Origin of the sequence: Mangrovibacter phragmitis (genome assembly GCF_001655675.1) — a bacterium.
GTDB classification, from domain to species: Bacteria; Pseudomonadota; Gammaproteobacteria; order Enterobacterales; family Enterobacteriaceae; genus Mangrovibacter; species Mangrovibacter phragmitis.
The window spans coordinates 1-11,417 of record NZ_LYRP01000005.1 but is presented as its reverse complement, the minus strand read 5'-3'; the positions used below and the strand labels follow the sequence as shown (position 1 = coordinate 11,417).

At 49.2% G+C, this 11,417-nt stretch carries 11 protein-coding genes and 1 pseudogene; 7 read left to right on the top strand and 5 right to left on the bottom strand.

Annotated features, from left to right (window positions below; all coding sequences use genetic code 11):
* Positions 1 to 24: 24 nt before the first annotated feature.
* On the bottom strand, positions 25 to 1,293 hold the full coding sequence (locus A9B99_RS07740; RefSeq protein ID WP_064596316.1) for a flavin-containing monooxygenase: 1,269 nt from the start codon (positions 1,291 to 1,293) through the stop codon (positions 25 to 27).
* Between the two features lie 178 nt (positions 1,294 to 1,471).
* Positions 1,472 to 2,392: a LysR substrate-binding domain-containing protein gene (locus A9B99_RS07735; RefSeq protein ID WP_064596314.1), complete on the bottom strand. Its 921-nt coding sequence runs from the start codon at positions 2,390 to 2,392 to the stop codon at positions 1,472 to 1,474.
* Positions 2,393 to 2,907: 515 nt separating this feature from the next.
* On the opposite strand from A9B99_RS07735, the gene A9B99_RS07730 reads away from it, so the two are divergent.
* The 7 genes and pseudogenes from A9B99_RS07730 to A9B99_RS24155 all read left to right on the top strand — a co-directional run.
* Positions 2,908 to 4,428, top strand: coding sequence for an amino acid ABC transporter permease/ATP-binding protein (locus tag A9B99_RS07730; protein WP_064596312.1), 1,521 nt, complete (start codon positions 2,908 to 2,910; stop codon positions 4,426 to 4,428).
* A gap of 28 nt (positions 4,429 to 4,456) precedes the next feature.
* Positions 4,457 to 5,329, top strand: coding sequence for a phytanoyl-CoA dioxygenase family protein (locus A9B99_RS07725; RefSeq protein ID WP_064596309.1), 873 nt, complete (start codon positions 4,457 to 4,459; stop codon positions 5,327 to 5,329).
* A 21-nt stretch (positions 5,330 to 5,350) separates the two neighbouring features.
* Positions 5,351 to 6,187, top strand: coding sequence for an ABC transporter substrate-binding protein (locus tag A9B99_RS07720; protein ID WP_064596306.1), 837 nt, complete (start codon positions 5,351 to 5,353; stop codon positions 6,185 to 6,187).
* Between the two features lie 42 nt (positions 6,188 to 6,229).
* Entirely contained in the window at positions 6,230 to 6,961 is a 732-nt protein-coding gene (locus A9B99_RS07715) for a class II aldolase and adducin N-terminal domain-containing protein (protein WP_064596304.1), read from the top strand.
* A gap of 96 nt (positions 6,962 to 7,057) precedes the next feature.
* Positions 7,058 to 7,675, top strand: coding sequence for a LysE family translocator (locus A9B99_RS07710; RefSeq protein WP_064596302.1), 618 nt, complete (start codon positions 7,058 to 7,060; stop codon positions 7,673 to 7,675).
* Between the two features lie 134 nt (positions 7,676 to 7,809).
* Complete coding sequence (locus A9B99_RS07705) at positions 7,810 to 8,307, top strand: hypothetical protein (protein WP_064596300.1); 498 nt, start codon at positions 7,810 to 7,812, stop codon at positions 8,305 to 8,307.
* Between the two features lie 123 nt (positions 8,308 to 8,430).
* Positions 8,431 to 8,712 (top strand): annotated as a pseudogene (locus A9B99_RS24155) (Bcr/CflA family drug resistance efflux transporter); the annotation flags it as partial.
* A gap of 96 nt (positions 8,713 to 8,808) precedes the next feature.
* Here A9B99_RS24155 and A9B99_RS07695 read toward each other — a convergent pair.
* The 3 genes from A9B99_RS07695 to A9B99_RS07685 all read right to left on the bottom strand — a co-directional run.
* On the bottom strand, positions 8,809 to 9,750 hold the full coding sequence (locus A9B99_RS07695) for a GGDEF domain-containing protein (RefSeq protein WP_064596496.1): 942 nt from the start codon (positions 9,748 to 9,750) through the stop codon (positions 8,809 to 8,811).
* 22 nt (positions 9,751 to 9,772) lie between these two features.
* Positions 9,773 to 10,579: a hypothetical protein gene (locus A9B99_RS07690; protein WP_064596494.1), complete on the bottom strand. Its 807-nt coding sequence runs from the start codon at positions 10,577 to 10,579 to the stop codon at positions 9,773 to 9,775.
* A gap of 496 nt (positions 10,580 to 11,075) precedes the next feature.
* Positions 11,076 to 11,417: fumarate hydratase C-terminal domain-containing protein (locus tag A9B99_RS07685; protein WP_197499262.1), on the bottom strand; the 342-nt coding region annotated here is incomplete at its 5' end.

Below are 11,417 nucleotides of genomic sequence, written 5' to 3'. Positions count from 1 at the left end.
CCTGTTCACAAAGGGTAAAGGGGCTCAGGCCTCGGTATCATCCGGGCGATAGTGCTGGTACTGGCGCTGAATGGCGATTTGGTCGGCAATATATTTCGCATCGTGCCACACTCCCCAAATAAAGGTGGAACCGCGACGGGACAACCAGGGTAGCCCCAGGAAATACACGCCTGGCTCGCTGGATACTCCCCGGTGGTGCTGAGGATGGTTTTGTTGGTTAAAGGCGTCCACTTTGAGCCAACTGAAGTCCGTAGCGTAGCCTGTTGCCCAGATAATGGTGCTGATACCGGCTTGTTGCAGGTTCAGGGTTCGTACCGGGTGGGTCATGCAATCCGGGTCGGGCATGAAATAGCGGGCCTCTGGCTCTGGTGGCAAGTCCAGCCCGTGGCGGGAAATATACAGGTCTGCGGCATCCAACAGGGCGAGGTAAGATTCGTCACCCGTGCGGATATGTGTTGCCAGGTTATCCTGGAAAGCCACTACACCCTGATGAAAGCCTTCAGTCTGGCCCGCCAGGGTAATGCCCTGGTGAGCAAGCTGGCGAAAATCGACGGTATGCCCGCCGCGGGCACCACTCACCGCAATGGTGACATGCTCTTTGCCGGGCTGGTTTGCCGCTGCATCCCACAGGCCCAGCACGCCCAGCCACCATACGAAATCCCGGCCACGGTAGGTGCGTGGTGGCCGGTCATGCGCGCCAACGGAGAGCCACACTTTTTTCCCGGCGCGGTTCAGTTCATCGGCAATTTGCACCCCTGAAGAACCGGCTCCCACAACCAACACACCGCCGTCTGGCAGTTGCTCCGGGTTACGGTACTGAGCTGAGTGGAGTTGCAGGAGTGCGCTGTCTTGTGGCGCGATAGCGGGGATAACCGGCCGCTGAAAAGGCCCGGTAGCCGAGACAATACGCTGTGCTTCAATAATGCCTTGCGATGTCTCAACCCTGAACCCCGGCCGCCCTTTAAGGCGTGTGGCACTGAACACTTCCACTCCAGTGCGAATGGGTGCTTTGAATTTGTCGGCATAAGCTACAAAGTAGTCAGCCACCTGTTCTTTGGCTACAAAGCTGTCCGGGTGGCTGCCGGGGAAGGTCATCCCCGGGAAGCGGTCATGCCAGGCGGGGCCATTGGCAACCAGAGAATCCCAGCGCCCACTGCGCCAGGCTTCGGCGATACGGTTTTTTTCCACAACCAGGTGCGGTATTGCCAGGCGGGTTAAATGTTCACTCATTGCCACGCCAGCCTGGCCTGCGCCTACAACCAGCGTATCTGTTGTTATTACGTTTTCTGTCATCTCTGGGTCCTTCAATTACCATGAATCGGCAACCAGGCCGATGTTGATAAAAACCAGAGTATGTAACTCAGCTGTTACGGTAAATTATTATAAAACGAGTGTCTGAATAGAAATTTATGAGGCAATCAGGTGTAAATAAATACGCCAGCATTGACGTATCTATTTAATAGACATTTATTTAGTGGCTTGTGAGTGCTGGTTGTAATTCAGCGTTACGGCAGTAATCCATAAATAACTGTGCCGGGCGCGTGGGTTCGTTATTTTGTAACCAGGCCATGATAAGCGTGGAGGCTGGCATTTCATCATCAATATCCATTTGTACCAGTCGTTCTCCGTCATAAGTGATATCTGAGCAAGGCCGGGTAACCAGCACGGAAAAACCCAACCCCTGGGCGACCATGCAACGAACCATCTCAATTGATGGAGAGCTGTAAGCGACTTCCGGGTTAAATCCTTTTTCTTTGAAGATGTTGATGAAATAATTTTTGCTGGGTACGGCATCCAATAAAATCATTGGTTCACGGCTTAATTCCTGCAAAGTAACACTTTTGCGGTTTGCCAGACGGTGGCGTTCAGGAAGCAGAGCGTAAGGTTTATGTGGCGCGTTAAGCGCTTCTTTGTGAATGGTATTGCCTAATTCAAGATCATATAAAAATGCCAGGTCAAAGCGCCCACGGTGCAGGCCGTGCATTAATTCATGTTGCTCACCGTCATACAACTGAATAGTAATTTCCGGGTAGATTTTGGTGAAGCCTGCCACCAGTTTGGGCATATACAAGGGGGCTGCAGATTCAAAACAACCGACTGAGATAGTACCGGAAACCATATCTTTATCTGCCCGGGAATTCTGCTCAAACTCGTAAGAAAGGCGGAGTAACTCTCTGGCTTTCTCATAAAAACGGCGACCGCCAGAAGTCAGGGATACCCCCTGTGCATGGTGGCGAATAAACAGTTGCTGGTCGAAAGTATCTTCCAGATTTTTAATCGCGATGGAAATGGAAGGTTGAGCGATATGTAGTTGTCGTGAAGCTTCAGCGATGCTCTCTGTCTCAACGACAGTGACGAAATACTTCAGTTGCTTAAGTGTAAATCGTGTCATAGCAGAGACCATTTAATAAATATTGTTACTGACTTAATCGGTATAGTTTCAGGCTAACCAGTCCTGCAAGCATCATGCCAGTGAACATACCACCACCATTATTCTCTGGTTTATGAATGCATTACTTTCTCTGGCCTTTTTACGTGATGAACGTAATTGAGGATGTGGTTTCTCAAGGTTATTTTTTATTTTGCACCAAAATAATACGCACGCCCTTATTTGATTCATTAATTGCACTCTGGTTGTGCGTTTTAACGTTTGATTAGGGTGTGCGTTTTTTTATGTGTGTAATTGTTTTTTTATTGTTGATTATATGTGGGTGTGAATATTCTGTGTGTTTTCTATGTGTTAACCAGTCTGCATAGTTTTTTTAAAGTTAAAGACAAAAAATTTACTAGTTGCCACCATCGCAGGAGTGCCGACATAGTGTAACTCAAAGATGATTACGGTAAACGCCCCATTATTGCCCATGGGGTATCGCGTAATTCCATTATTTTAAATGAGCGAAATAGCCCATGACTTTTGACTGGAACTACATGTTGAGTCTGTTCAGTGATGCAGACTTTTGGCGGGCCACCTGGACTGTTATTAAGCTCAGTCTTTTGACCTGGGGCGTCAGTATTGTATTTGGTTTTCTTCTTGCCCTGGCGAAGCAATCCTCCCATTTATTTTTACGCCTTCCTGCACGGTGCTATATCTGGTTATTTCGCAGTATGCCGTTGCTGGTATTGCTTATTTTTGTCTACAACCTGCCTCAGGCTTTTCCTGGGTCTTCCGTGGTTCTTGGTGACCCATTTTGGTCCGGTTTGATTGCCATGGTCCTGAGTGAGGCCGCCTATGTAGCTGAGATTCATCGTGGTGGGTTGTTGTCTATTCCGAAAGGGCAGGGTGAAGCGGCACGGGCTCTGGGGTTACGTTATGCCGGTATTCAATGGCGAGTGGTCATTCCCCAGGCTTTGCGCGTGGCATTACCTGCTCTGGCAAATGAATATATCGCGATTGTTAAGCTCAGTTCGTTAGTGTCGGTTATTTCCCTGACCGAAATTCTGATGGTAGGGCAGCGGCTTTATTCGCAGAACTTTCTTGTGATGGAGACCATGGCTGCGGTTGCATTTTATTACGTGCTGATTGTTACGGTATTTGATTTCCTGCTGAAACAACTGGAACGTTATCTGGATGTTACCCGGCGCAATACCAGCCGTGAAGTTGATGCCACCATGCTGGCATTGGCAACACAGCAACCGGAAAGCACAAAACGCCTGACCAGTGCAACAGACGGGCCCGCATTGCAGGCATTTAAACTGCAAAAAGCATACAACAATGTGGAAGTTCTGGGGGCGGTGAGCCTGAACATTCACCCGGGTGAAGTGGTGTCGGTAATCGGCCCGTCAGGTTCTGGGAAAACCACACTGATTCGTTTGCTGAACGGACTTGAGCAAATTGATAACGGGGAAATTAAAATCAATGGACAGCCCTTTATTCATCTTGACCGGAGTAACCGGCAGAAACCGCGCTTTACAGAGCATGCTGAACACCGTCTGAATATCGGTATGGTGTTCCAGAGCTTTAACTTGTTTCCGCATTTATCTGTGATGAACAACCTGTTGTTGGCACCACGTTACCACCGTCTGGCTCCTGAATCTGAATTAAAACAACGAGCCTGCGAACTGCTAAATAAAGTAGGCATGCTGGAACACGCCTGGAAATATCCTCACCAACTTTCTGGAGGGCAACAACAACGAGTGGCGATTGCCCGCGCGTTGATGATGCGCCCTCAAATCATGCTGTTTGATGAGCCTACATCGGCACTTGATCCCGAAAAGGTTAACGAGGTTTTGCAGGTTATCGAAGCTCTCGCCCATGAAGGGATAACGATGGTGATAGTGACTCACGAAATGAATTTTGCTTTTAAAGTTTCTGACCGAATTGTCTTTATGGAAAAAGGGCGTGTGGTATGTGATGACACACCTGCCGTATTGCGTGAGGGGCTGAACCCGCGTGTTGGCGCGTTCCTTAAAGATGTCTCCCTTGCTTAATGAACCCGTATTTTGAGAGGAACATGTTGTGATTGAACAGTGGCAAATTGAACAGTTTCATCAACAAGGTTTTCTGGTAGTCGAAAATGTATTAACTGTCAGTGAAATCAATGCATTGCAACAAGACTTTGATACCTGGGTTGAAGACAGCCGTCATCATGATAATGCCTGGGGCGAGACACTGGATGGTCGTGCACGCTTTGATCTGGAAAGTGACCATAGTCCGGAACATCCTTCTTTACGCCGGGTAACATCACCAACCGAGATATCTGCGTCTTACCTGCACACCGCGTTGAAGTCACGTATGGCAAAGATTGCGGCCCAGTTAATCGGCCATAACGGCACGCGGTTTCATCACAGCAAAATCAATTCCAAATTGCCACACACTGCGACACAGGTGAAATGGCATCAGGATTTTTTATTCACGCCTCATAGCAATGACAGCCTGATAACGGCGCTTTTGATGGTCAGCGATGTTACGCCAGAAAATGGCCCACTCAACGTCATTCCGGGCAGCCACCAGGGGCCGCTTTGGTCTCACTGGCAGAATGGAAAATTTACCGGGGCTGTGGAAGAGACGGTTGTCGCACAACATTGCCAGGAGCCTGTAGCCTGCTTTGGCCCCTCTGGCTCAGTGTGCTTTATGCACACCCGGTTGCTGCATGCATCAAGCCCGAATGAAACGGAACATCCGCGAACATTATTCATTACGGTATACGCCGCTGAAGATGCGTTGCCTTATGGAGAAAACCCGTTACCCAGTATTCATACCGGCACACTGGTTGCGGGTGAAGAGAGCGGTCTGATTCGCAGTACAGACAACCAGTTACGTTTGCCGCAAAAACCCCGTGGTGCATCCTTTTTTGTTCAACAGGCCGGAAACGATCTTGCCAGTGCCTGATATTTTATCTTTGGAGGTTTTATGAAACAGCTACGCACTTCGCTTCGCCCTGTTGTGTTATGCCTGGTTGGCGCGGCCACCGCTATGGCGTCATTCAGTTCACTGGCATTTATGCAGCCCGGAAAAATTATCGCGGGTTCCGATATGACGTTTTACCCCTATGAATACATGGAAAATAATCACCCGGCTGGGTTTGATATTGAATTTCTGAATGGCCTGGCGAAAGTGATGGGGCGCAAGGCTGAAAACCTGGATACCCGTTTCCCTAACCTGATCCCCGGTTTACAGGGAGGACGTTTTGATATCACCAACTCGTCAATGTATATCACCGCTGAACGCCTGAAAGTTATTGATATGGTGCCTTATCTTAAGAGTGGTGAGTCCATCCTTGCATTGAAAGGCAGCAGTTATCAGCCTAAAAAACCTGAAGATTTTTGTGGCCACAAAATTGGTTCAATGGGAGCCACTTCCTGGCTCCAACAGTTACATAAGCTTTCTGACGACTATTGCGTGAAAAAAGGGCTGAAACCTATTGCGCTGAGCGAATTCACCACCGATCCACAAACCACTCAGGCGTTATTATCTCATGCTGTTGAGGCGCAGATAACGGATGCGGCTGTGGCCCGTGGTGTCACGGCCAAACTGGGTAATCGTATTGTTATTTCCTCCGATACCCTGATTTATCCGGTGCTCAATGGTTTTGGGGTGAAGAAAGGCAACACAGAAGTTAAGCAGGCGCTGGAAAAGGCGCTGGCGGCATACCAAAAAACACCGGAGTACGCTGCATTGCTCAAAAAATATAATTTCCAGGCCCCCACGAAAGCAGACCTGAAAACCTTGATGCCACAGGCTCAATAACAGCTCCCGGTTTTCTTCGTTTCCTGTAAGGTGAGGTAATTTATGGCGCTTTCTCATGAAGAACAAACGCGTATCGACCTGGCTGCCACATTCCGCATCATTGCGCATGAAGGTATGCATGAAGCGGTTGCCAATCACTTCAGTGCGGCATTATCGCCAGATGGAAAACAGTTTTTACTGAACCCAAAGTGGATGCATTTTTCCCGCATTCGGGCCAGTGATTTGCTGTTATTACATGCTGATGACCCGCAAGCGGCACAGCGTGAGGATGTGGATGCAACGGCGTGGGCTATTCATGGGCAAATTCACCAGCGTTTGCCTGATGTCAAAGTGGTGTTGCATTTACACCCGGTCTACACCACCAGTGTAGCCTGCCTGGCGCACCCACATATTCCGCCAGTCGACCAGAATACGGCGCGTTACTTTAACCGTGTTTCTTTCGATTCACTGTATGGTGGCATGGCTGATACAGTACAGGAAGGCGCACGCCTGGCCGGGCTTTTGGCAGGTAACAAACGCCTGATGATGGGCAACCATGGCGTTCTGGTGACGGCGCCAGATATTGGCGAAGCATTTGATGATATCTGGACACTTGAGCGGGCCTGCCAGATTTTGGTTACCGCCTGGTCCACCGGGCAACCGTTGCGCATACTTGCTGATGAAGTTGCGGAAAAAACAGCTCAAGACTGGGAAAAAATTGCCGATTTTTCACGCCAGCATTTTGAAGAAATGAAACAACTGATGATTCGCCAGGATCCATCTTTGCTTGATTGATTATCGCGGCCCATGGAAGGGCGTGAGATTTTTTTGTATAAAAAGCTTGTCTGTACGGGGGGATTTATGTAATTTCCACTCTTTCGGAGCTCGAAAATGACGGTCACTGATTCCCTTCTTGCCTACTCCCTTGCAGCCTCACTTTTGACAATCACGCCTGGTCTTGATACCGCACTGATTTTACGCACGGCAACCGTTGAAGGTAGCCGGAAAGCGTTTATGGCTGCGCTGGGGATTAATACCGGGTGCTTTATTTGGGGCGCGATGGTCGCATTTGGCCTGGCGGCACTACTGGCTGTTTCTGAACTGGCTTACATGCTGTTGAAATGGGCTGGTGCGGTGTATTTGTGCTGGCTTGCTTTTCATATGTTACGTACCCCTGTAACGCCTCAATTAAACGAAGGCGAGGGAACTGCCCGGCACGGTAACTGGTTTATCCGTGGGGTGCTGGGCAACGTGTTGAATCCTAAAGTTGGTGTGTTTTATGTCTCTTTTTTGCCGCAATTTATCCCGATGGGGCACAATCCGGTAGAGTGGACTTTCTTGCTGGTATCCATTCATGTGGTGTTGGGGACACTCTGGTCACTCACGCTTATTAATGCATCACGCCGTGTGGCCCATATTCTGAAAAAGCCTGCTGTGGCTCGCTGGCTTAACCGTATTACCGGTGGTTTGTTTTTGCTGTTTGCTGCGCGTCTCGCTGCATCTTCCTGAAACTGTTTCATTCTTGCGTGATTTTTCTGCGATGAGAATTGCAGAGTTATTCGAAGCACTATTTTCCCTTGTCAAAAAACAGGGGATAATTCGTGTTAACAGGAAGAGTGTGTTCAGGTAAGGAAACATAACGTATGAGTAGTATGCCCAAAATCACCAGTGTGCGTGTTTGTCGCCTCAAAAATCGCTACCCACATCAGGGCTCACGGGATTATTTTTTGCAGAATCTCGGCCTGCGGGTGGGGAAGCTCGAAGTCGATGTCGCCGATATCCGGGTAAACCTTGCCGCATTAACCACACGCTCTGAACAGTTTGCTACTAAATCTGATATTACCGAGTTGCGTGGTGAGTTACGTGCTGAAATGGGTGAGTTGCGTGAGGAGTTGCGCGGTGAAATGAGTGAGCTGCGTGAGGAGTTGCGCGGTGAAATGAGTGAGTTGCGTGAGGAGTTGCGCGGTGATATGGGGGAATTACGTGGCGAAATGGCCGCCATGCGCGGTGAAATAAACGGTTTTCGTGGTGAGTTTTCGGGTATGTTACATAAGGCGATACACAAACAAACGGTGCTGGTCCTGACTATTGTTCCTGCTTCCCTGGCCGCTATCGCCGGGGTATCTGCATGGTTCACTTAACTGGTGTAGCACACCGTTCCTTTCTGTTGTGTTTCTTTCCTGTCTCCTGGGCCAGGGCGGGAACGCCTTCCCCCGCAAAAACACCTGTCGCCCTTATTGCCATTCTCGGTGCATTAATTGGCCGGGATTGCCAGTATTGTGATTACTGTTTTTTATCTTCTTTTCTATGAACGGGATAATCGCGGCAATATCCACATCGGCTGCGCTGGATGAAGTGCTACATATCGCTGGTGCTGACTCTGCTTTGACAGGGGCGTTGCAATATGGCAATGGTATTATTCCATCACTGTTACTGGCTTTCTTCCACGACGGTACACCTGGACAATGGCCTGGATTATTGCCTTGTTCACACTTGCCAGTTTTCTGGTGGTATTACCTGCAAAGGCAAAACGTACGGTTGCCTGAGTGGCAATTACGCACAGAGCATTGCTGGTCAGAAAGAAGGTGAGCAGGTTGCTCGCCGTTAATGCCAAAAGGCCACGTAGGTGTGGCCTTCATGAGTTACTGCGCTTGTTTTTCAACACAGTTACGGCCATTTTGTTTGGCCCGGTAAAGTAACTGGTCCACCTTGCGAATAAATTCGGTCGGTTTTAATGATTCATCTGGCATGGCAGTGAGGCAACCTATGCTGGTGGTGACAAGCCCCTGGTGTGGTGAACCTTTATGCTCAATGGCTTGTTTGGCGATAAGTCGTTGGCAACGCTCTGCAATATTGCCTGCCATAACAGCATCAGCATTGGGCAGGATAATGATAAACTCTTCGCCACCATAGCGGGCAACCAGGTCACGTGGGCCTTCAAGGGCCAGGCTCAGGGTTTGTGCGACACGGATCAAACACTGGTCTCCCTGAATGTGGCCGTACATGTCATTAAACTGTTTGAAGAAATCGATATCCAGCATCAACAGTGACAAAGGGGTTTTTCCCCGTCGGGCGCTTTCCAGCTCCACGGCGAGCGTGGCGTCAAAGCGGCGGCGGTTAGCAATACCTGTAAGCCCGTCTTTGTAAGATAAAGCTTCGAGCTCTTTTTGCAGCGCAATGAGTTTTTCCTCTGTTTTCTTCCGTTCACTGATATCAAACATGAAACCAATCAGGCTGTCTGGTTCTCCATTTTCCTTGCGCACCACATGCACGACATCGCGGATCCACACATATCCATTATCTTTTGTCAGTGCCCGGTAATCGGCTTCATGATCTACGCCAGCCTGAGACTGGGCAATGCAGAAGTTGACCACACGCTCCCGGTCTTCAGGATGAATACGCATTGCCCAGTCTTCAGCAGAAACCCAACTGGCCTGTTCCCAGCCTAAAAGTGGTTCGATTTGTGGGCCTATATAGGCGAATGACATGGTTGACCAGTCTATTTTCCACGGAATAGCCAGGGTCGATTCCAGTAACGTTTTATACACTGCGTTATCGCTGGTGAGTTCACTGATGTCTGCCATAAAACTCTCTCCAAAAAATAAATTAACCAGGCATGACCGGGCGACTGTGTACTGTTGCCAGAGCATTCCAGTACCAGTAGAAGTACCCGTTGTTTTGTTGTAATAGCGTGTGTGTTGTTATGCTGTTTTGGCGAATATTACCCCAGCATGCCAGTGCCGAATTACGGTTATTATGCAAATCAAGGCAAACCTGGTTGGGCAGTGCTGGCTTGGGCGGAATATACAATGCGTCGCCCTGTTTTACCCACAGGTCTGCGACACGAATAATAGCCTGTTCAGGCCAGTAACGGCCTACCGAAACCACCAGAGGTTGTAGCGGGTCTGTGGAAGCGAACACATGGGGAAAATCGTGGTGTTCAAGATCAGTGCAGGAAACAGTCAGTAGCGTATTGCCCGTGCCCTGGTAGGGAGACCAGTGGCCGGCAAATACACCATAATCATATTCTACATATTGTAGTGGGTTTACCGGGCTGGAAACCTGAATCGCCTGCCCGGGTTGAATCAGCGTCGCTCCAAATGCCGCCGCAATAGCCGGGGTGGCCCAGAAAGGCTCAAAAACCACTTCTGTCGCGCTGAATCCCAGCTGTGTTTCTGTACCCCAGGGTGGGTTCGGTATCACTTTCACAATATCCGCGACAACATAAGGTGTGCCCATGGCAATTGCCGGGTTGGTGGGTACAGCTTCCACACGCACTATTTCGGGTGCGGGTTCGGCAACCCAGACTGGCCCATTGGGCGTGTTACAAAACCAGGGTGTCAGAGCGAGATTGATGTCCTCTTCATTTTTTTCCTGAATAAATAAGGGTGCGGCGAAGTGTGCGTCAGACATGGTTTGCATTATCCATTATTGCTGATGTACCAGGTGAATTGATGGGCAGACAAATAGTGTTCCAGTTTATTGTTAGTTTTGTCGGGTGGAACAAGGAAAATTATGCCGTGGCGGAAATGGCTGAGCTATAAGCAAGATGGGTGAATAGTGTTAAATATTGATAACAATAAAGGTGACAATATGGCTGTTTATCTGGCTGATACCATGCGGTGAAAGAACTTTCTTGCAGGCCGGTTTTGCCGGGCTGTTTTTCCAAAAAATATGGCTCACTGTAGTGAGCCACGAGGCTGATGGTAAACCTCATGCCCGCACAGAACGAGAGGATGCCACCTAATAAAAAACAAGGAAAATCAAATCATTGATTTTCGTCTGCTAACTAAAAAGAAGGGAAAAACACATTTTTTCCTTCTTTTTCATCACGTTTATGGCTCACCGTAGCGAGCCATAAATGTGACGCAGTCTATGTGGCAGAGCTGTGAACGGCTTGCTCTGTTAGTTATTTCATTCCACAGTTATCGCATTTGTTGGTGATTTGCTGAAAGAAATCGTTACCTTTGTCGTCCACCAGGATAAACGCCGGGAAATCTTCCACCTCGATTTTCCAGATAGCTTCCATACCCAGTTCCGGGTAAGCCACACACTCCAGGCTCTTGATACTCTGTTGCGCCAGCACCGCCGCCGGGCCACCAATGCTGCCCAGGTAGAAGCCACCGTGTTTCTTACAGGCATCCGTCACCTGCTGGCTGCGGTTGCCTTTCGCCAGCATAATCATGCTGCCACCGTGGGACTGCAGTAAATCCACATAGGAGTCCATGCGCCCGGCTGTGGTTGGGCCCAG

What these genes read in the sequence shown, in the direction of transcription:
- A9B99_RS07740 (WP_064596316.1), bottom strand. Translation starts at nt 1,293, where the DNA reads ATGACAGAAAACGTAATAACAACAGATACGCTGGTTGTAGGCGCAGGC.
- A9B99_RS07735 (WP_064596314.1), bottom strand. Translation starts at nt 2,392, where the DNA reads ATGACACGATTTACACTTAAGCAACTGAAGTATTTCGTCACTGTCGTT.
- A9B99_RS07730 (WP_064596312.1), top strand. Translation starts at nt 2,908, where the DNA reads ATGACTTTTGACTGGAACTACATGTTGAGTCTGTTCAGTGATGCAGAC.
- A9B99_RS07720 (WP_064596306.1), top strand. Translation starts at nt 5,351, where the DNA reads ATGAAACAGCTACGCACTTCGCTTCGCCCTGTTGTGTTATGCCTGGTT.
- A9B99_RS07715 (WP_064596304.1), top strand. Translation starts at nt 6,230, where the DNA reads ATGGCGCTTTCTCATGAAGAACAAACGCGTATCGACCTGGCTGCCACA.
- A9B99_RS07710 (WP_064596302.1), top strand. Translation starts at nt 7,058, where the DNA reads ATGACGGTCACTGATTCCCTTCTTGCCTACTCCCTTGCAGCCTCACTT.
- A9B99_RS07705 (WP_064596300.1), top strand. Translation starts at nt 7,810, where the DNA reads ATGAGTAGTATGCCCAAAATCACCAGTGTGCGTGTTTGTCGCCTCAAA.
- A9B99_RS07695 (WP_064596496.1), bottom strand. Translation starts at nt 9,750, where the DNA reads ATGGCAGACATCAGTGAACTCACCAGCGATAACGCAGTGTATAAAACG.
- A9B99_RS07690 (WP_064596494.1), bottom strand. Translation starts at nt 10,579, where the DNA reads ATGTCTGACGCACACTTCGCCGCACCCTTATTTATTCAGGAAAAAAAT.